The organism is Okeania sp. (genome assembly GCF_035285525.1).
Lineage (GTDB): Bacteria > Cyanobacteriota > Cyanobacteriia > Cyanobacteriales > Microcoleaceae > Trichodesmium.
Genome location: NZ_JAYKGW010000181.1, coordinates 1 through 20,457 on the forward strand (window position 1 = coordinate 1; position 20,457 = coordinate 20,457).

General features: G+C 31.9%; 14 protein-coding genes. 7 read left to right on the plus strand and 7 right to left on the minus strand.

Annotated elements, in window-relative coordinates:
- The first annotated feature begins 477 nt into the window (after positions 1–477).
- From rnc (VKJ25_RS17545) to VKJ25_RS17570, 6 genes are all read left to right on the plus strand, one after another.
- Positions 478–1,725: a ribonuclease III gene (gene rnc / locus VKJ25_RS17545; RefSeq protein ID WP_324237929.1), complete on the plus strand. Its 1,248-nt coding sequence runs from the start codon at positions 478–480 to the stop codon at positions 1,723–1,725.
- A 29-nt stretch (positions 1,726–1,754) separates the two neighbouring features.
- Positions 1,755–2,453, plus strand: coding sequence for a ribonuclease III (gene rnc / locus VKJ25_RS17550; protein ID WP_324237930.1), 699 nt, complete (start codon positions 1,755–1,757; stop codon positions 2,451–2,453).
- Between the two features lie 551 nt (positions 2,454–3,004).
- The gene (locus VKJ25_RS17555) at positions 3,005–3,574 is read left to right on the plus strand and encodes a Uma2 family endonuclease (RefSeq protein WP_324237931.1); all 570 of its coding nucleotides are present in this window, start codon (positions 3,005–3,007) and stop codon (positions 3,572–3,574) included.
- Between the two features lie 97 nt (positions 3,575–3,671).
- Complete coding sequence (locus VKJ25_RS17560; RefSeq protein WP_324237932.1) at positions 3,672–3,764, plus strand: element excision factor XisH family protein; 93 nt, start codon at positions 3,672–3,674, stop codon at positions 3,762–3,764.
- A 458-nt stretch (positions 3,765–4,222) separates the two neighbouring features.
- A complete protein-coding gene (locus VKJ25_RS17565; protein WP_324237933.1) occupies positions 4,223–4,564 on the plus strand; it encodes a hypothetical protein in 342 nt (113 codons plus the stop codon).
- A 537-nt stretch (positions 4,565–5,101) separates the two neighbouring features.
- Positions 5,102–5,536, plus strand: a complete 435-nt coding sequence (locus VKJ25_RS17570; protein ID WP_324237934.1) for a DUF1824 family protein — start codon at positions 5,102–5,104, stop codon at positions 5,534–5,536.
- Between the two features lie 489 nt (positions 5,537–6,025).
- Here VKJ25_RS17570 and glgA read toward each other — a convergent pair whose 3' ends face one another.
- From glgA to VKJ25_RS17595, 5 genes are all read right to left on the minus strand, one after another.
- The gene (gene glgA / locus VKJ25_RS17575; RefSeq protein WP_324237935.1) at positions 6,026–7,450 is read right to left on the minus strand and encodes a glycogen synthase GlgA; all 1,425 of its coding nucleotides are present in this window, start codon (positions 7,448–7,450) and stop codon (positions 6,026–6,028) included.
- Between the two features lie 361 nt (positions 7,451–7,811).
- Positions 7,812–8,276 carry a DNA phosphorothioation-associated protein 4 gene (locus tag VKJ25_RS17580; protein WP_324237936.1) on the minus strand — a complete coding sequence of 155 codons (465 nt, stop codon included), beginning with the start codon at positions 8,274–8,276 and terminating at the stop codon, positions 7,812–7,814.
- 615 nt (positions 8,277–8,891) lie between these two features.
- Positions 8,892–9,215, minus strand: coding sequence for a nucleoside triphosphate pyrophosphohydrolase (locus VKJ25_RS17585; RefSeq protein WP_324237937.1), 324 nt, complete (start codon positions 9,213–9,215; stop codon positions 8,892–8,894).
- A gap of 329 nt (positions 9,216–9,544) precedes the next feature.
- Positions 9,545–10,726, minus strand: coding sequence for an aldo/keto reductase (locus VKJ25_RS17590; RefSeq protein WP_324237938.1), 1,182 nt, complete (start codon positions 10,724–10,726; stop codon positions 9,545–9,547).
- 1,033 nt (positions 10,727–11,759) lie between these two features.
- On the minus strand, positions 11,760–12,263 hold the full coding sequence (locus VKJ25_RS17595) for an AP2 domain-containing protein (RefSeq protein WP_324237939.1): 504 nt from the start codon (positions 12,261–12,263) through the stop codon (positions 11,760–11,762).
- Between the two features lie 2,667 nt (positions 12,264–14,930).
- On the opposite strand from VKJ25_RS17595, the gene VKJ25_RS17600 reads away from it, so the two are divergent.
- A complete protein-coding gene (locus VKJ25_RS17600) occupies positions 14,931–16,910 on the plus strand; it encodes an ABC transporter ATP-binding protein/permease (RefSeq protein WP_324237940.1) in 1,980 nt (659 codons plus the stop codon).
- 813 nt (positions 16,911–17,723) lie between these two features.
- Here VKJ25_RS17600 and VKJ25_RS17605 read toward each other — a convergent pair.
- Together VKJ25_RS17605 and VKJ25_RS17610 are read right to left on the minus strand one after the other, a co-directional pair.
- On the minus strand, positions 17,724–18,320 hold the full coding sequence (locus tag VKJ25_RS17605) for a hypothetical protein (protein WP_324237941.1): 597 nt from the start codon (positions 18,318–18,320) through the stop codon (positions 17,724–17,726).
- Between the two features lie 750 nt (positions 18,321–19,070).
- The gene (locus VKJ25_RS17610) at positions 19,071–20,048 is read right to left on the minus strand and encodes a ribonuclease Z (RefSeq protein ID WP_324237942.1); all 978 of its coding nucleotides are present in this window, start codon (positions 20,046–20,048) and stop codon (positions 19,071–19,073) included.
- Between the last annotated feature and the right edge of the window lie 409 nt (positions 20,049–20,457).

Here is a 20,457-nt window from a genome sequence, read left to right on the forward strand (position 1 = left end):
ACAAGTCTTCATTTTTGCTAATTCAAAGAAAGCTAGTCAAAAATTGCTCAGTCTTGCTAACGAATATTATTTTGTAGATCAAAAATTACCAGAATTATTTGAGGTACAAACCCAAATTAAGCAAGTAACATCATTAGTATTTACCATTTAAGTTGGCGAAATTTGTAAATCAACTTAAAAGAGATTATGATTTCATAAAATCTGCCACTTAGTTATTTTAATTAGAATAATAATCGTGGTAATAGTCTATATTCTGCTGGTTATAAAAAAGGAAAATTTTCTTAGCTAAAGTTTAGAAATATAAACCCAGTTTTTCTGTTAATTTGACAGGGTTAAATAAACTGGGTTTCCCAAAAATTTTAGAAGATTTTTATCTTGATAATTTCAATTTATTCAGCAATATTAAGTCAGGGTTATTAGAGACAAGTAAAAACTTAGTTGATATAATTTGAGAAAAAGTGCAAGAGTAAACCTAATATGACTATTAATAATAATCAAGAAATAATTAACAAATCTTTGAACCTTTTAGCTCAAGGTTTATATCCTTATATTGAACGAGAAATGAAGGAAGTTTATCCTGATAATTGGCTTCAAAAAGCTAAATCTAGTTTACAAGACCAATCAGCAGCAAGAAAATGTAACTTTCCCAAAATTTTCCCTGAAGATGTTTCTTTGCAACTTAAGTTAATCATAAAACAGTGGGATGAAGTCTTCAAAAATAAGTTAAGTAAAAGCAAAATTGCTATAGTAGAAGAACTAATAGAAATTCGTAATAACTGTGCCCATCAATCTTTATTTTCGACTGATGATACTTATGAAGCACTATATTTAATTACTAAATTTATTAAAGCTATTGATGCACCAGAAGTAGCAGAATTAGTAAAAGAAAAACAAGTAGTTTCTAGACTTATCTATCAGGAACAATTTTGCTATGAAGTTCGGCAAAATATTTCTCCAGAAAAAGACAAAAGTATTAGAGATAGATTAGAAACAATACTAGAAAAAATACCATTTCGAGATGCTTCTCTTTTACAAGATGCTTTGACTCACCCTACATATCTCCAAGAAAATTTGAACAGAGCAAAAAAAGTGAATGAATATTCTGATCGTCTAGAATTTCTTGGTCAGAAATTACTATCTTTTTTGAGTGTAGAGTATCTTTACCATCATTATCAAAACAAAAGTAAATCTGAAATAGAAAGTTTATATTTGACTTTGGTAAAAGATCGGCATTTAGCTAGATTTGCCAGAGATTTAAAAATCGAAAAATATGTATTACTTGGCAAAGTTGAAGAAGTAAAACAAGGATATGAAAAGAATTTATTACTTAGTCAAGTTTTTACATCAGTTATTGGAGCTTATTATATTGATTCTGGTGTTGAAGCAGTTCGTAATTTTCTGGAACCAATGTTTATTAATTCTCTAGAAAATCCTATTGATTTAAAAGTAGAAGATTGGGAAATTAAAATAGAAAACTATAATTTTAAAATAGAAAATTCTAATCCTAAAAATTATTTGCAAGAGTGGGTGCAGAAAAAGGGAAAACCTACACCCAAATATCAAACTCAACAATCTGGTGGTTCAGACCATGAACCTATTTTTTTATCTGAAGTATTTGTGGCTGATATAAAATATGGTGAAGGTGAAGGAAGCAATAAAAAAGATGCTGAAAAACGTGCTGCTGAAAATGCACTAGATAAATTGAAACAAGAAGGATTAATATAGATAAATATCAATAAATTTAAGATTGGCAAATGATAGATAAATTACCTGAATTTAAAAATCCAGAACTTTTCCAACAAGCTCTAACCCATCGTTCCTATTTAAACGAAAATTCTGGGGAAGAAGACAACGAAAGTCTGGAATTTCTTGGCGATGCTGTACTAGGTTTTTTAGTAGGAGAATTACTCTATAAAAGATATAAAGAAGAACACGATTTAAAACCTAAGGAACTTACTCGCCTTCGTTCACTTTTAGTAGATGAAAAACAATTAGCAAAATTTGCAGTTCAATTAGGGATTGGTGAAAAAATGCGCTTGGGTAAAGGTGCGGAAAAAGATGGTGGTAGACAAAATCCTGCTTTACTTAGCGATACTTTTGAAGCAATAATTGGAGCTTATTTTCTCGACTCGACTTTAACAAAACTTCGACCTTTTGTGAAGAGACTTTTTCAACCTGTTGCTGATGATATAATTTTCCCTGATTCTGAGGATAATTTATCACCTAATGATTTGGTAGATACTAAGGGTAAATTTCAACAGTGGGCATTAGCAAAATTTGGAGAAAATCCTCAATATGAATCTAATAATGGAGAGGGTCTAGATCATGCTAAAATATTCACTGCTGAAGTTAGAGTTAAGGGGAAATTATATGGTGTTGGTAAAGGGCATCGTAAACAAGAAGCTGAAAAACGAGCAGCGGAAAAAGCTCTTAAAAAAGTAGGATTAATTTGAGGAAATAAGAAGGAGTTAAATAATGAATAATTAATAATTAATAATTAATAACCAGAGAGTACAAAGTTATCCTAAATAATTATTTGCTTTCAAGACTGAAAATATTACTGGCTATAGTTTTGAATAAAAGTTTTCTAACTTTTGTATAACTGAAAAACTTAGCTAGCAATAACTATTCTTATAACTTTGCATTGTGAATTTAAAAATTAATAATTACCTCATACATGGAGAGATTTTATCTCTTAATTTTTCGATCAATCAAGCTTTTTTCTACTCTCTGAGAGTTGATAAGTAGTTGTGCAAAATTAATTACAAATACTCTAGGTACTGAAAACCTATATTATAAAAATCACAGGGAATAAAATTAGATAATTAATTTTGCTTATGCACTTTAGTAAATAAGTTCTGATTTGAAAAAAACTGTAAACATTCAGGTGTAGTGGTTTGGTCTCTAAACCCAAGCCAAAATAGGATTTGGAGACCAAATTTTTACGAGAAAATGTTACAATCTATTTAGGATTTATAGATAACATTTTTCTTCCTTAATTATTATGAATCAAACAGTAGAAAAAATCCGTTGGAATATTTACGACTTAGAAGTATTTCCCCAAAATAAATCAAATAAATATGAAATTATTGATGCAGAATTATTCGTGACTAAAGCACCCCACCGCCGACATCAACAAATTTGTGGAAAAATTTTTCGGCAACTTGATATTTGGTCAGAATCTAATAATTTAGGTGAAGCTATTCTTGCTCCTGATATTATTTTTTCTGAGTCAGATAATGTTTCCCCAGATGTGGTTTGGGTAAGCAAAGAAAGACTATCTCAAATTGAAGATGAAGCAGGTCATTTGACAGATGCACCTGAATTAGTAATAGAGGTATTATCTCCTGGGAAAAATAATGAACGTCGAGACAAGGAATCAAAATTAAAATTATATTCGGTGGAGGGAGTAAGAGAGTATTGGATAGTTAATCGTTTCACTAAACAAGTAGAAGTTTATCGGCGACAAAATGCCAAATTAATTTTAGTGGCTACTCTCTTAGATGGAGAAGAAATAACAACTCCATTGCTACCTAATTTTTGTTGTTCTATCAGTCGTTTTTTTCCAGATTAAACAAATTGATAAAATTGGAAAATTTATGAATCTTGTTAGCAATATTTCTCTTAAAAATTACTCAAAAAAAGAATAAAATCATCAACTATCCCAGTATATGCCAAAACTAGATATTATTCACAATTATGTTAAAAATGCACTAATTAAAGATGGATGGATAATTACTGACGATCCTTATTTATATCATTGAATATGGAAAAACCAAACTCTATGCTAATTTAGATGTAAAACGTCCTATTCCTGCGGAACGAAACGGGTAAAAACTGGTTGTTGAAGTGAAAAGTTTTGCAGGTACATCAAAATTACAAAATTTAAAAGAAGCTCTTGGTTAAGCTGAAAAAGTAAGTATTTTTTTATTTTTAGGAAGCAGGGAGAAATGGGATTTTGTAGAGGAGATAGGAGTTATAATTATTCCTTTTTTAATCTATTATTTTTTCTTAATTATATCTTTGCCTATATTCAATTTCATATTTCTGTCTCAGGTAAAGTTTCTACTGAAAACAATGATTTGACAACTAACAACTAAAAAGTTAAATTATTTTCCTGAATTGAGCTAACATTAGCTGGAATCTATACAATAGATTCATTTAACATCAATTATGATAAGTTAAGAATAGTTAAGCAAATTTACAGTAGGAGGTGAGTCCCATGTTTAAACAACAGAATCACAATCTCAAGGTTGTTAAACTGACAGAAGGAATCTTAGTCCGTACTCAACTTAAAAGTGCTTATATTCCTGCACTGCGTTCTGGATTTGCAGGATACCCAGTTAATCCTCGTTGGAGTGGGGTAAAATATTCAGCTTGGAAGACAGGAAGACAATGGCGACAAGCTTTGATAAATGGAGAAATGGTAGTGCGTTCTATTGACTCAATATTGGTGTCTGTCGATGAAATTTCAGATTCAGAAAAAGAATCTTATTCTGTAGATTGGGGCTACCAAAATTCATTCCTAGATAATTTAATTGGGCGACAAAAATTGACAGTTTAGCTGTTTTGTGCGATGGTCTAGAATGACGGATTTTATGGTTGCGTAAAAATTTACCCGAATGTTTCATACGATACCTATTGCCCCACAGAAACTTTCTCTAGTTTCTGTGGGGTAATTTCAGTTATCAGTTATTAGTTATCAGTACCTCTGGTTGAATGTGAGTGCATTCCGTAGGAAAGCATCGGGATTAAAATGCTGTGGGGAGGCACATACCCCAAGTTTTAGGTAATATTATAATATAGAAATTATATTTTAATTTGTGCCAAGAATTATGCTACTTTTTAGGAATTAAGTTTCGAGGTAATGCTTAGTAGGTAATATCATTTCTCTATAAAAATACGCTTAATATTCTTACCCAGACCTGATTTTTTTAACAACTGTTACCTTTTATTAAGTGCAATTTCATGGAAAAATGGTACAATAGTGTCAAAGTTTCTTTCTACTTTTTTAATTCTGACAAAATAAGCGCCGATTGCTTAGTTTTCATCATCAATTATTCATTATCCATTATTAATTATTCATTGATTAAAGGTGCTGATGTTTACCCAAAATAGTAATAATCTTACTGTTACTCAAGCTGAAAAAATTCTCTATGAATTTACTTGTCAAGATATGAAATTAGTAGAATCACAAGAAGAAAAGGCTATTACTCGTGCTGCAATCTTGTTATTAACTAATTCTTCTGATTATCAAATGTTAGGAATTTGTGCTAATTCAACTACTGAAGCTTTATATACTTTAGCAAGTTATTTAGAAGCTTTAGAATATAATACTACTCTGATGAATGAGTCTAATTTTAATTCAATTGAAGGAGCTGTTTATCTGAAATTTAATGGTATCAAAGAGTCATATCTGATAGAATCCTATACTGGAAAATATCGGGGTGTATTAGTTTCTTGTCAATCTGATGCATCGACAGGAGTTAATGGCACTTATGGTTATTTACCATTAGATTTATTTACTGATTATTGAAGAAGGAAGAAGGAAGAAGGAAGAAATTTTTCACAAAATGGTATTACTGATATAGCAATATGAAACCATTTGTGAGAAAAAACTATAGGGGTTTGGTCTCCAAACCAAAGTGTCAAGAGATTTGGAAACCAAACCCCTGCAATAAAATCTTACAACCTATTTAGGGCTTACTGATTAAATCTAAAAAATTTGACATATACATATAAAGGTTTTAAGCTTTTTAAGTCCTGATTGATCGGGAACCGTAAAAGTACCTAATTTTTGACTATTGTTGTCTCAAAATGGTAAAGTTTTGACTCTGATTATCAGAAAACTTGGCGGTAGCAAAATGTCTAAACTGTTCCCTGTTCCCAGTTAAGTGTTTCCTACCATAGCTAAAAGACTGAAGAAGCGCAAACCCTATTTACCATTACTATGCATAAAGTGTTTCTTTCTAAAAAGAAAAAGGAATTAGAGCATATTACCTTAATTCCTTTTCTAAATTATTTACTATTGTTGTACTAACTCAGGCTCTTTCTCTACAACAGTTTCTTCCTCAGGTAATCCGAGTATTGACTTGTACATTTTGATGTACTCTTTAGCTGATTTATCCCAACTAAACTCTTCTCTCATACCACGTTGCTGCAACTCATACCATTTATCTTTGAATCGGAAAGCTTCACACGCTCGAACCATTGCAGTAAGTAAATCTAGTGGTTCATACCTATCAAAACAATAGCCAGTACCAGCATTATTAATAGGATCATAAAAAGAAACTGTATCCACTAACCCACCTGTACGACGTACAATAGGTACACTACCATAACGCATTGCCAATAACTGACTAATACCACAAGGTTCAAACCGACTAGGCATTAAAAAAGCATCAGTACCTGCATATATCCGTCGGGAAAGGGCATCATTGTGTAAAAGTTGGACACTCATCCGGCCTGGGTAACGAGTTGCTATCTGCCACATTTGGGTTTCATAGAAGCGATCGCCAGTACCCAACAAAATAAACTGACTATCAGTATAAGCCATAAATCGATCCAAGACTTGCAGCATCAAATCAAGTCCTTTTTGCTCCACCAGTCGGGAAACCATACCCACTAAAAAGGTGTTTTTGTTAACTGCAAAACCTACCTCTTCTTGCAGAGCAACTTTATTTTCAACCCGTTTTTCCAGAGTATCGACATTATAAGTTTGAGCTATATATCTGTCAGTAGCTGGATTATAATAACTCATATCAATACCATTGAGGATACCCTGTAGTTTACCGCCGATAAAAGACATTAAACCATCTAGACGTTCACCATAAGTAGGAGTTTTGATCTGATTAGCATAGGTAGGAGAAACAGTAGTTACCCGATCAGCAAACTGAACTGCGGCTGCCATTGTATTATGTCCTTCCATATACCAAGGACACCAAGTAATTCTTTCCAAGTACCAGCGCCAAGGTCCTTGATAAGCTAGGTTGTGAATAGTAAATACAGTCTTAATATCTGGAGTTTCGTGCATCCAAACTGGAATCATACCAGTATGCCAGTCGTTACAATGAATTATTTCTGGTTTCCAAAGACCATTCCAGCAAAACTCTGCTGCCCCATTAGCAAATAGAGTGAACCTCCAGTCTTCATCATCTCCATAATAGATACGACGTGGCCAAAAACTAGGATGACCAAATAGGTATAATGGCACATCACTTTTTGGGAGTACTGTCTCAAAAATCTTGAAGTTTTGATACATAGCAGTTCCTTCCCATACTGGTTCTTCTGGAACTTCCATTTTGTCTCCTAAGAAACCATAATAAGGCATAAAGATACGGACATCGTGACCCATTGCTCGTAGTGCTTTGGGTAAGGTACCGACTACATCTGCCATACCACCAACTTTTGCTAAAGGACTCACTTCAGCAGACACAAATAAAATTCGCATGATTTTTGAGTTTGCGTTATCTTTTTAATTCTCAATATCGTCATAATACCTGTATGGGCGCACCTATAGTTTAAGTCAGAAGTCAGAAGTTTGAAGAAAGAAGGCAGAAGGCAAAAGGCAAAAGGCAAAAGGCAGAAGGCAGAAGTTACAGCATATTTTGGGCAAATGATGTACAGAGTCAATATTTCTGTTAATTTCCCTCTTTCTTGAAACTTAGGGAATGACTATAGATATAGTGTTGAAAACTGTTGTACAATAGTTTTTTAACTCTATATATAGTAGATTGACATAAATTCTCTTCTGATATCACCAGATACTGATAACTGATAACTGATAACTGATAACTGATAACTGAAATAACTTATCCCAAAAACTTAGTTAAATCAAATTCTGTTTCTGACTGAGATTTTTGATATCTTTCAGAAATTAAAACTAATAAAAGCCGCTCTGAATAATCTGCTGCACCTCGCAGTTCATCTCGTAATATTTCCAAACCTCCGTTGGCATATTCTTCAAATATTTTAATTCGATTTTCTTCTATTTCTTCATTGTTTTGGGAAAGCATTTTTGTATCTTTTGTGTCGGCGATCGCGATTAATTTAATAATACTTTCGTATCCCCTAGACCAGAATATTTCAATATTAATCGGACCTGGTTCTCTTGAAGAAATTTCTGTTAGTGGGATGCGCTTTTTTTTCTTAATAGCTAAAGAGGCAGCAAATACAATTACATCTGCATAGGTTTTGAAAGGACCTGTTTTTCCTTCTGATTCAGTTAAAGTTTTAACTAAATCTGCTTTATCTTTAGCAATTCTAATTCTGTTCATAACTAAAAATTAAATAGGGTTTGTTGAAAAAGTATTTTGTTTAAGGATAGGAGTCAGAATCGGTAAATCCAGAATTTCCTACGGAATGCTTTGCAAACAAAATAAATAGGAATTATACAGGAGGTAGTCAGAATAATTTTCCCTTGATTTTCTTTGCTTATCTTGCCCAAAATACGAACTTTTTTACTATAAAAAGATGAAAAACAGGTACTTTTTTCAGACATAAAGAAGCTGAAACTTTTATATCTTAATCTTTTCATATTTCCATACGCAAGCCCTAAATATTTATCTTTTCCCTGATAGTTTTAATAACAATTCCTAAAATTAATTTTGTGTAAATATTTAGCAGTTATTAAGTAATTAACACAAACAGAATCATATTTTTACTAATTTTATTCATATTTCGGTAGTTCTGTATAGTAATTGTATATAGAAAAAACGAATACTTGATACAGGAGAAAGATGCTTTTACTGCCATTATTTCTAACTAAAATAATGAGAATAAACCACCACCCATATTTTTTTCAGTATTTCAAGCCTCTGGCTTTCCTGCGGAATGCTCCGCAAAGAGACGGAGGTGCTGATAACTGATAACTGAAATGACTACTCCCCTACTCAAGAATCTACCCATAACAACATAGTTTTATTATCAAAATCTCCTTTACTTGCTCGCTTTTTATCTTTTTCTAATCTGACTTGATTACGAGAAATTCCATAACTTTTGAGTAAAGCATCTACTACTTCTAATAAATCAGCTATTTCTATTACTAAATCAGCATTATTGGCTGTAGCTACTTCTTGAGCTTCTTCAATTATTTTCTGTCGTAATGCTTGCTGATATTCTCTTTCTGATAGAGTTACAGTTTCGCATTCTATACCACTTTTACGGATAATTTCTGGCATGTGATCGCGGACTAATTTATTATATTCTTGACGCATAATTATATTAATTGATTAACTAGGGTTTCCGCTCAAAAGTCTGATGTTTAAGGTAGGGAGTAGGAAGTCGTAGGGACCTTCCATGCAACGTCTGTACAGAGTCAGGATGAATGGGATTTATAGAGGAATTAGTTGAAATAATTGTCTCTTAATTTTTCTTTCCTAGTTAAGATAAAATACTAGGTTTTTGAACCATTACCGCCTAAAAAATTGCACTTTTTCCGATCCTAAAAAGACTGAAACCTTTATCTATGAATACTTTTATATTTAATCAGCAAGCCATAACTAATTATTTTATGATTACAAATTAATATAGTCATCCTAAAACATCAACTTTTAGACAAACGTTCGACTGGTACTCCTCCTAATAATTGATGAGTATCTCGGAGAATATCTGGAATTTTATCAGCGTGAGGACTATTAACAAGACACTCACTCAAATCATATTTTTCTACTTGTTCAGCACTTGCGCCAGGAAACCAATGACTAGCATTTCCTAATAAGTTATAACGCATTTTTCCGTATTCAATCATATCGTAAGAGAGCGCCAAATTTCTTAACCATAAAATTACCGGAATATTAATATTTCCCGGAGTATATTCTGGAGTTGGTAAACCAATATGCCAAGTCTTATGCCAATTTTCTCCTAATTTAGCGATCGCCTCTTGTTCTAATTTTATCAATATAGGATTTAATATTTCATCTGCTTTATCTAAAAATTCTAATGTTTTTAAATGTTCATCAAAATCTGTTGGTTTTGATGCTCCCACACTCAATGTATGAACTTGAGAATGACTTAAACAAAAGAGATTATTAAACACCATCGGACTAACTGGATAACATAAATCTATTAATTTTTGTGGTGGTTGATATAATTTACCACCCTTATCAGAAGGACTAATAATAAATACTCCCATATCAAACTTTTTAGCAGTTTCTATTGCCAACCAATTATTTTGATTAATGTAATACCAGTGCAAATTAACATAATCAAATTGATTTGTTTCTATAGTTTTAACTATCACATCAGTCGGACCATGAGTAGAGAAACCAATAAATCTAATTTTCCCCTGACTTTGTAATTTTCTAGCTACATCTAAACAACCTCCTGGTCTAGTAGAATAGTTGAGAAGTTCCAATGTATTAATTCCATGTATTCCCAATAAATCAACATATTCTAATTGTAAAAATTGGAGAGATTGCTGAAATGTAGTTTCAAATTCTTGGGAGTCAGCACTAGGACAAACTTTAGTTTGAACAATCAACTTTTCCCGTGGAAACTTAGGTAAAATTTCTCCCAGTTGTATTTCAGATGTGCCATAACCACGAGCAGTTTCTATATGATTAATACCACATTCTAGAGAGCGACGAATTGTATTTTCTAAGTTTTCTTGATTATCTAGTGGAATTTCATTTTTAGCAACATCTTGCCATTTATATTGATATCTCATTCCACCACAAGAAAAGACTGGTATTGATAATTTTGTTCTTCCAAAACGTCGATATTGCATATTTTTAACAATCAATAATCACTATTAATTTTTAATATTAAAATTGGAATAATTACTATTATATATCAATCCTAAATATAGGATTGCTAAATAGGTTTTGATAAATCAAAAAGGAAATAAAAAAATTGAAACTCCCAACTATTTCTTGTTCTCCAAGAAAGTAAGCATTCAGCTATTAGCAAGAAGACTGTGTGCTTAAGGACTATGCTTTATAAACATCTTTCTTAACATAAAACTTGGGCATTACTGGCAAGTTATGAGTAAGTCTTAGTTCGGCTTTTTTTGCAGAAAAATGTATGAAGAAACACATTTTTTGGCGATCGCTTAAATATTTTTACTGAGCTAATATGATTTTTTATCCCTGCCTCCCTCTCTCCATGTCTCCCCCTCTCCATGTCTCCCCCTCTCCAGAAGGTTTTCAGGAGTTCCTGATCAGGAATAGTCTGAAGGAGGGGGTTTAAATGAATATAGAGTTTGGATTTAACTTTTATAGGTAGATTTTTCGTTTCTCAATCAATAAAGCTTTTATTGCCGACTAAAAGGAATAGCTGAATTGCATTCTGACCCAGGAAGCTAGCTAATAGCTGACAGCTGAATGCTTACCTAAAAAGTAATGAAACTTTTTACACAAATCAAATAGGATTGCTATAGGTTGTCACAATTAAAAAAACAGAAATAAACTCCAAAAATCCTATCTTTTCAGTATTATTTTTTCCCTAAAAGCCAGAAAATTTATGACATGAAAAAAATAGGATTGCTATATTCAAGTCATTGGAACTTGAAGATAAGCATTCAACTATTAGCCATCATATTTTAGCCAACCCTATTTCAACTTGAAAATTGCTTTAAATGAATATAAATTTTAAAGTTAGCTTTGATAGCAAGATTAAACTCACCTCAACTAATAAAGCTTTTTTCTCAAATTAAAATAAATAACTGAATGCTTACACTCGAACAGATTAGAAGGAAGTAATCTCAGGGATAGTAGGAGATTACTTTCTATCATCAATAGGAGCAAGTTTTCAACTAAAATCTATATAATTTCCAGAGAAGATTCTTCCATTATTTCATTTGTAGCAAAATTTGTTCTAGCTAACGAACCATAATACTTTCTTGCTGCCTCATCATAAGCCATAGCTGCATCTTTTTCTACCTCAAAACGACCTAAACGTATTTGTTTTTTATAAACTTTAATTTCTGCTATCCACTTACATTTATCTTTACACCAATACACTCCTCGGTATTTAGATGAATGTTTAACACTAGGTCTCCTGTGCATTCGCGCACTTCCTTTAACTAAACGTAAGTTTTCTCGCCGATTATCTAGTTTATTATGATTAAGATGATAAACTGATACACCCATAGGAGCATCAATAATTACTCTGTGCATATAAATGGTAGTTCTTTTATTATCTTTTTTGATAGTTCTAGCAGCAAACCCGTCTATCAAATACCATTTATATTTTGATAATTCTTCATAGTCTTGTTCATCAACAATTACTATTTGCCCTCTGGTAATCGAAATTTCTTTAGACATTTTTCCAGCCTTCTTGTTTTATCAATTAATAAAGAATAACTAATCTTTTCAAACATTTGAGGCCAGTACAAAGTTTTTGAGAACATAATTATTTAACTTTTTTTGATTGCTAGTTTAATTATTCTTAGCTGCACCCCAATTGTATTTGATGAATTAAAAAAAAATTAATTCATTATTTATATTTACTTAGCTATTTCTGAATATTTAAACAGTAGATGTAGATTGATTTTTGGGTTTAATAATCTCCAAGAGATTATTAAACTCCTATAATTTGACACCAATAATCTTTGCTTAATTGTTGTTACTACTTTAGTTTAAATATTATATAAATAAATCAGCAAAGTTATTGTCTTAAATTTTGCTTTAGTTTTTGGAAAAATTCTCACTCTTAGAAGAAATGAACAATCAAGATAGTGCCTTAAATTTCTCCTATTATGAAAATATATTCTCTTCCACCATAGCATATAATAAAAGGTTTAAGTCAAATTGAATCTTTAATTTAATAGTTAATTCAGCTATTGCTGCCCCTTTTTCCCAGAATCTTGGTAAGCATTCAGCTATTAGTATTCAGTTATCAGCTTTTGAATCCGGGAAGTAACGACTAAGGTTAGGTTTTATTGCCAATTTCATTTCCTACGGAATACTGTACCAATATAACAATGAATGAAGCAAGCGCTGTTTTAGCTTCTACTTTTCAACCATATATCTTAACTTGTAAACCCATATAGTATATGGCCGGAAATTTATAGATTTGCCTCAAAAGCTGAATGCTTACAAAATTTCACGTCAGTATTTCCAACTTATGGCAACAACTGCAAGGTACTGATAATTGAAACGACTTCATTAAAGATGGCCTATTTTAATACTTCTATAATTTGATTGTTAATATTACAGAGGATGTTATAATCAGAACCAGAACTGATAGATGAGACTCCCTATTTAATTAAATCCCTTTTTTTGACGAGACGAGTAGTAGCTCTAAATTTGTTATTGATGTCTATGCGTTTTTGGGGTGCATTTCAATTTTGAAGAAAGCTAAAAAATTATCACTTTTAGCAAATCAAGAACAGGAAATAGGTATGGAGAAAAAAGTATTTTTGCAAATATGAAATGCACCTCATTTCTGTGCTATGTAACTGCTGATGGAACTAAGGAAATAAGTAATATTTAACCGATTGCGATCGCAAACACTTGTGGTCTATATTTGAGTGTCAAAATTTCACAATAATTGATTATAACTTTCAACATAATTGTTGCTTTTATTATCAGGATAGTAGGAAAATAAATTGCTTCTTCAATTTTATTTGTTAGTTAATAAATACTATTGAAAGTAACTAAAACTTCGACATTTTTTATTGCCGGGGTGAATACTCCCTGCTCAAGAAAAGTAACAATTAACAGCATCTAACTTTTGGCAATGAAATTGCGGTTAATTCAGTTTTTTTACGCGAATTTTTTTAGATAGTCTAGGAAATTTTAATAATCACTAATTTGGCTCGTAAGTGTATAAGCAAAATTACAGCAGATTCCAACCACAAGAAGTACAGGTATTAATAATTAAATATTACCGTTTGAGCCGGAAAGCTCCCGTGGATATACCTCACCAAACTGGAATCCGCTGTAATTAATTATCTAGATTGATGAAGCAGACTATTTTTTCTATTTTCCTATATTTCCTACAATTAAAAATTAGGTGTATCTCTACAACTTTAGAACAACTATATACTTTTTTTCAAGTTATCAATGAAAGTTTAAATAATCAATTTTTTATTTTATTGGCAAATCCAAAAATTATTACAATTTAGATTATAAATTTGAAGACTATAAGCAAGTAAACAAAATCTAAACATTCAGCCTTCAGCTAATAGAAGACTGCTTTGAGTTTTAGATAAAAGCTTGACTAATTGATCCAGAATTAAATCTTAACTATAAAAGCTGACTTTAAAGCAATATTTTATTGAAAATCCCTGCTTTTGCTGATAGCTGATAGCTAATATCTGTTTGCGCAGCATTCCGCAGGAAATGCTTACAACAAAATAAATTACACGTTTGAGAAGCTGAAATATTTACTGTCTAAATATGGCTTTTGCAAATAATTATGTGTAGGTGCTTATAATTAAAAGCCATAAAAATTAAAAATTATCCCTGGTAAAATTTTTATTTTCTATAAATAGTTAATCCTGATAATTTTACCGAATAATTAATAGTTAATAGTCAATAATTATTCATTCAACAATTCAGGCTTAAAGCTTACCCTTGTTAAGGGGATAAATCAAAAGTTTTCCTTTGAGTCAATCCCCTTCTTTAAAGAAAAGAGTAATTATTAATTATTAATTGTTCATTATTAATTGCTGAAATTAGTTATTAAGGGAAATTTTGATGAATTATTGCTAATTAATTTATAAACATTCAGCTATCAGCAATAATACTCTTTGCTTAAGGAGGGGGTTTAAATGAATATAGACTTTAGAACTGACTTTTGCATATTTTTCGTTTCTCAATTTAAGAAAGCTTTTATTACTCACTAAAAGCAATAGCTGATAGCTGACTGCTTACATTAATTTAATTCCAGATAAAATAATCTATTTTTCTATTTTATTGTTTGCCGAATTACTAATCTCCACTTCCTAAAACAAAAAAATTAAAATGTTATTTATTCAAGAAAAAATGAATAAACTAGATCATAAACTTTTGCATGATTTTTTACATATAGCTCAACCATATTTTTATCCCGTAGAACGAAGCAGCAGTAAAATTTTCTTAGGACTATTATTTCTACTTTTAATATTTTTATTTGCTACTGTTTTTATAATTGTTAGCTTAGTTTGCATAGTTAGCCAAACAATATTTGGTGAATCATTCAATAGCATTGCCCCTGGTTTAGTAGACACAATTAAACATATAATTAATTCACATTGGATATTTGTAATTATCTTAACGATCGTCATTCCTAGTAGTGCTTTTTGGTACTATAGAAGACGAATTATACCTCGTTGGCAACCTTGGGCACTATTAACTTTACTGTTATTTTTATCCCTATCAGTTAGTGGTTTAAACGTAATTATTAGCTATGTTGGTAACTTCTTTACTACCGCTCTAGCAGAAAAAGACCAACCAACTTTTTGGCGATTTCTATTTGTTTATGCCGGAGTATTTGTTGTTGGTACTCCAATAGTTGTAGTTTACACCTATACACGCCAAAAATTAGGACTATATTGGCGGAAGTGGATGACTAACAAATTTATTGAAAACTACTTAAATAATAGGTCTTATTATCAAATTAATTCTGAGAGAAAAATTGATAATCCAGACCAAAGAATAGCAGAAGATATTAAATATTTCACTAACCAAAGTTTGTCTTTTTTGCTCACAATTCTTGGCTCATTAATTGACGTAATTTCCTTCACCGGAATTTTGTGGTCAATATCAGTACCACTATCAATATTTCTAATTTTTTATGCTGTAACAGGAACATTAATAGCAGTAATTTTTGGCAAAAAATTAATTAGTTTAAATTTCAACCAACTTAGACGAGAAGCAGATTTTCGTTATGGGTTAGTGCATATTCGTGACAATGCTGAATCAATTGCTTTTTATCAGGGAGAAGAACAAGAATTATGGCAAATAAAGCAAAGATTTACTCAGGTTTTTCAGAATTTTAATTTGCTAATTGGTTGGCAGAGAAATGTAGATTACTTTACCACCAGTTATCGATACGCAGTCATAATTTTGCCTTCTTTGATAATGGCTCCTATTTACTTTGCAGGTGAGATTAAATATGGAGATATTACTCAAGCAGGTTTTGCATTTAGTCAAGTTTTAGGAGCTTTTTCTTTAGTAGTTAGTCAGATTGATAATTTAACTGCTTTTGCTGCTGGTATTAATCGTTTATCTAAATTTAAAGATACATTAGAAGATAGGCAAAAAAAATTACCAGAAATAATAAATAGGGAAATTGATATTACAGAAAATTCTCGACTGGTGCTAGAAAATATTACTCTCAATACTCCTTTAAATTACGAAGCTATAAATAAAAATCAAAAGACTCTAGTGAAAAATTTATCAGTAGTATTACAACCTAGTAAAGGATTATTAATTGTTGGTAAAAGTGGCGTTGGTAAGAGTTCTTTATTAAGAGCAATAGCAGGTCTATGGAAATCCGGTACAGGTTGTTTAAAACGTCCTAATTTGGAAGAAATGTTATTTTTACCTCAGCGTCCTTATATGATTTTAGGAAGTTTAAAACAACAATTATTATACCCTAAAATTAATCAATATTTTGATGAGTATACATTACACAAAATATTGAAAATTGTTAACTTAGGAGATTTACCAGACCGATTAGGTGGTTTTGATATAGAGTTAGAATGGGAAAATGTTTTATCCTTAGGAGAACAACAACGTTTAGCTTTTGCCAGACTATTATTAACTCAACCATCTTATGCAATTTTAGATGAAGCAACTAGCGCCTTAGACTTACAAAATGAGGCAGAACTTTATCAAAAATTACAAACAACTAAAACAACATTTATTAGTGTCGGACATCGTTTAAGTTTGCTAAAATATCATCACCAAGTATTAGAATTAACTGGTAATGCTAATTGGCAAATATTATCTGTAGAAAATTATCAAGCCAAAGTTAGATGATTAAATTAATAGGTAAGGATTCCAGGGAATAGGGAATAGGAAATAGGAAAAAAGTCTTTTTGCCAAAGCAGGGAAAAAGACTTTCCATACGCAAACCCTAATTAAGGCTTGCTAATGAAATCTTAAAGCATTAACATTAATCATGGTTTGAACAATTTTAGGTGCTGATTTATCGCGAACCATAAAAGTACCAGCTTTTCAGTTAATGGAGCGGAAAAAGTGAAGATTTAGGGGTAATTATGACAGAAAAATTCAGGGGGGATTATGAATGACCACATCTTCTACAACTCCCCTAAATCCTAACTCTTAACTACTACCTACTCCCTACTTCCCAACGCTAACAAAAAGACTTTTTTAGCCAACCTAGATACATTGATAATACCCATAAATCTTTTAAAAAAAATTACTCCCCTACTCCCCAAAAAAACTTTTTCAGCTAACCCTATTTATACCATTTATCCATGAAGTTGCCCTTAATAAAAGGTAAAAGTTGTTGAAAAATTAAGGTCTGGGTAAGAATTATTAAGCGCATTGTTACAGAGAAATGGTATTAGAGCTTGCTGATTAAATTTAAAGGCTTTGATAGATAAAAATTTTAGCTTTTTAGGTAGAGAAAAAGTACCTGATTTTGAGCTGCTTAATGCACGGTTCCCGAAAAATCGAAAAGTTACCATTTTAGGCGCATACATAAATAGTTGAGGAAAAAAAATACTTTCCTGTTCCCCTACTCCCCTACTCTTTAAAAAATACTTTTTTAGCCAACCCTATTTAAGTTTATTCCTTCCTCCTTCCTCCTTCCTCCTTCAACCCTAATTAACTTACAAAACTCGTTAAAATTCCTAAAATTTTTGGTAAATTATTAATCGAATATTCCTCTAAATCAACTGTAATAGTTGGAAAATCTAACTCTATAAATTGCCAAATAGTTCCTGTAGTAACAACTCCATAAATTTTAGGAATTTCATTATTTTCTCTTTGATTAAAAATTTTAGTAGCGATCATTTCTGCCATACATTGAGCTAATCCTAACTTAATATTATCGTTTTTTGCCTCTACCAAAACAACGACTGGTGCTTGAATTAAAATTTGCAAGCTCGAACGACTAATAATAAAATCACAAAAGCCATTTAAACCCTGTTCAATATCCACATTAAACTCTACACCTGAAAAAATACTGATTTGGTTATTTAAGTGTTTTTTTATCGCAAACAAAATTGGCGCAATAATTAATTCTGAACGAGCTTTTTCTGTACCAATAGCAACAGCAAACGGTAAGTAATATTGCAATGCATCTTGTAAAAATTGACTCGGTGTAATTTCTGACAAGTTATTAAACTTTCCCACTGTTTCAGCTATAGTTAAATTAAAAGTTTTTTGTAACTCTTCTATAGTGAATTTACTGTAAGGCATTAGTCTTAATTTTGGTTAAATAAGGAAACAAGGAAGAAGGAAGAAGGAAGAAGGAAGAAGAAAGAAGAAAGAAGGAAGAAGGAAGAAGGAAGAAGGAAGAAGGAAGAAGGAAGAAGGAAGAAGGAAGAAGAAAGAAGGAAGAAGAAAGAAGGAAGAAGGAAGAAGGAAGAAGGCAAAAACTTTTAACAAAAACGTATAAACTATAGAGACAACTATCTAAAATTAATTGGAGTAGCTATTTTTAAGTATTTCCGATCAACATTCACCTTATTTGTAGCATTCTTTTTTCAAAATACTGTAATATAGAACCCGGTTATATAGTATATGTTCATAATTCTATCTAAACTTCAATCTTCCCATCACCCCATCACCCCATCACCCCATCACCCCCAACTATATAATAATTATTCAACCGGATTTTATATAACTTTTGACTTTGTACAGTTTCCCAAAATAAAACTCACCAGATGTTATCTGGTGAGTTTCCTATGTAGCTATTAAGAGTCTAAAATTTCCCCGACCAAAGGGAAACAACTTCTAGACAACCCTGCATACATGACTCAATTTATTCACGACCAATTTGCTGGTATTATTATAGCACATTAGGAAGCAATTGCTAATCTACCTAGAAAAAAATTTCTATAACCAGAACTTAACTTCAGAAATTTAGATGGTCTGTTTTTCGGAAAGGTAGTGACAGGTCTAGGCGATCGCTCCTATTCTCTGCCAAAAAGACTTGAAAAAATCCCCTTATGTATTACCATTATATAAAGTCTTTTTTTCTATTATGTCAGGACTTACACATTTAGGAATTTCATAACTTAGAAAATCATAAGCCATGTCAGTATTAGGAAAAATCGCCCGTGCCTCCTGTAGCAAATCATCTAATAAAATTGGATTTCCCGGAGCATATCTAGGACTAAAATGAGTCATCATCAAATGTTTAACACCCGCAGCTAAAGCTACCTGTGCGGCCATAGTCGAAGTAGAATGCAATCTTTGAAAAGCCATATCTGCATCCTGATGAGAAAAAGTTGCTTCATGTACCAGTAAATCTGCACCTTGAGCCAATTCTACAGCTCCATCACAAAAAACAGTATCAGTACAATAAACAAACTTTCGGCCTGGTTGGGGTGCGCCACATAAATCAGCCCCATTAATTTTCCGTCCATCAGATATTGTCACCCATTCTCCCCTTTTTAGCTTGCCATAAACTGGACCTGGAGGAATCCCCAAAGCCTTAGCCTTTTCTACATTAAAATGTCCTGGTCGATCCTTTTCTGTCACCCGATAACCAAAAGCTGTTACCCGATGTTTCAAATAACCACAACTAACAATATATTCATCATCCTCATAAATAATACCAGGTCTACTCTCATAAACCTTAATCGGATAAGCTAAATGAGTTTGAGAATATCGCAGACCAGCTTTAAGATAATCATCTAATTGAGGTGGACCGTATATATCGACACTTTTAACATTTCCCCCTAAACCACAACTAGCTAATAACCCGGTCAAACCAAAAACATGGTCGCCGTGCATATGGGTAATAAAAATACGACTGAGTTGACTAACCTTAAGTTCACTACGGAGAAACTGATGTTGGGTTCCTTCACCACAATCAAACAACCATAACTCAGCCCTTTGAGGTAAACGTAGAGCAATACTTGAAACATTACGAGAGGGAGTTGGAACACCAGAACTGGTTCCTAGAAAAGTTATCTGCAAAACCTAAAATTTCCTCATTGAAATTCTACCGACTTTGAACTTGAGAGATTAACCTGGGATTCGTAAACTCTATAATTCCCAAGTCGAAGTTTTTTCTGGTCTAAATGTTTGTTCCACAGTACATTGCTAATCCGACTGCTCTTCTAAACACTCATAGTCCAGCTATCTTAGTATACAATTAGCAAATTTCTGCTCAAAGTGCAACCAAGAAAAATATCTGTAGTGGACTATTTCAACTTAAATGGTGCATGACTTTTTGATTCTGTCTAGACAAGGAAGACAAGAAAGACAAGGAAGAAAATCGCTCTGCACATTTTTAGATGAAACAATCAAGTAGGGAAAAATATAAATCTGTAAGTCTGGTCAAGAAATCTTTTAGCTGAAGCAATAATCATCCTTTGAATGAGAA

What these genes read in the sequence shown, in the direction of transcription:
- VKJ25_RS17570 (WP_324237934.1), top strand. Translation starts at nt 5,102, where the DNA reads ATGTTTACCCAAAATAGTAATAATCTTACTGTTACTCAAGCTGAAAAA.
- VKJ25_RS17565 (WP_324237933.1), top strand. Translation starts at nt 4,223, where the DNA reads ATGTTTAAACAACAGAATCACAATCTCAAGGTTGTTAAACTGACAGAA.
- VKJ25_RS17585 (WP_324237937.1), bottom strand. Translation starts at nt 9,215, where the DNA reads ATGCGTCAAGAATATAATAAATTAGTCCGCGATCACATGCCAGAAATT.
- rnc (WP_324237930.1), top strand. Translation starts at nt 1,755, where the DNA reads ATGATAGATAAATTACCTGAATTTAAAAATCCAGAACTTTTCCAACAA.
- VKJ25_RS17580 (WP_324237936.1), bottom strand. Translation starts at nt 8,276, where the DNA reads ATGAACAGAATTAGAATTGCTAAAGATAAAGCAGATTTAGTTAAAACT.
- VKJ25_RS17605 (WP_324237941.1), bottom strand. Translation starts at nt 18,320, where the DNA reads ATGCCTTACAGTAAATTCACTATAGAAGAGTTACAAAAAACTTTTAAT.
- VKJ25_RS17600 (WP_324237940.1), top strand. Translation starts at nt 14,931, where the DNA reads ATGAATAAACTAGATCATAAACTTTTGCATGATTTTTTACATATAGCT.
- VKJ25_RS17560 (WP_324237932.1), top strand. Translation starts at nt 3,672, where the DNA reads ATGCCAAAACTAGATATTATTCACAATTATGTTAAAAATGCACTAATT.
- VKJ25_RS17590 (WP_324237938.1), bottom strand. Translation starts at nt 10,726, where the DNA reads ATGCAATATCGACGTTTTGGAAGAACAAAATTATCAATACCAGTCTTT.
- VKJ25_RS17595 (WP_324237939.1), bottom strand. Translation starts at nt 12,263, where the DNA reads ATGTCTAAAGAAATTTCGATTACCAGAGGGCAAATAGTAATTGTTGAT.
- VKJ25_RS17555 (WP_324237931.1), top strand. Translation starts at nt 3,005, where the DNA reads ATGAATCAAACAGTAGAAAAAATCCGTTGGAATATTTACGACTTAGAA.
- glgA (WP_324237935.1), bottom strand. Translation starts at nt 7,450, where the DNA reads ATGCGAATTTTATTTGTGTCTGCTGAAGTGAGTCCTTTAGCAAAAGTT.
- rnc (WP_324237929.1), top strand. Translation starts at nt 478, where the DNA reads ATGACTATTAATAATAATCAAGAAATAATTAACAAATCTTTGAACCTT.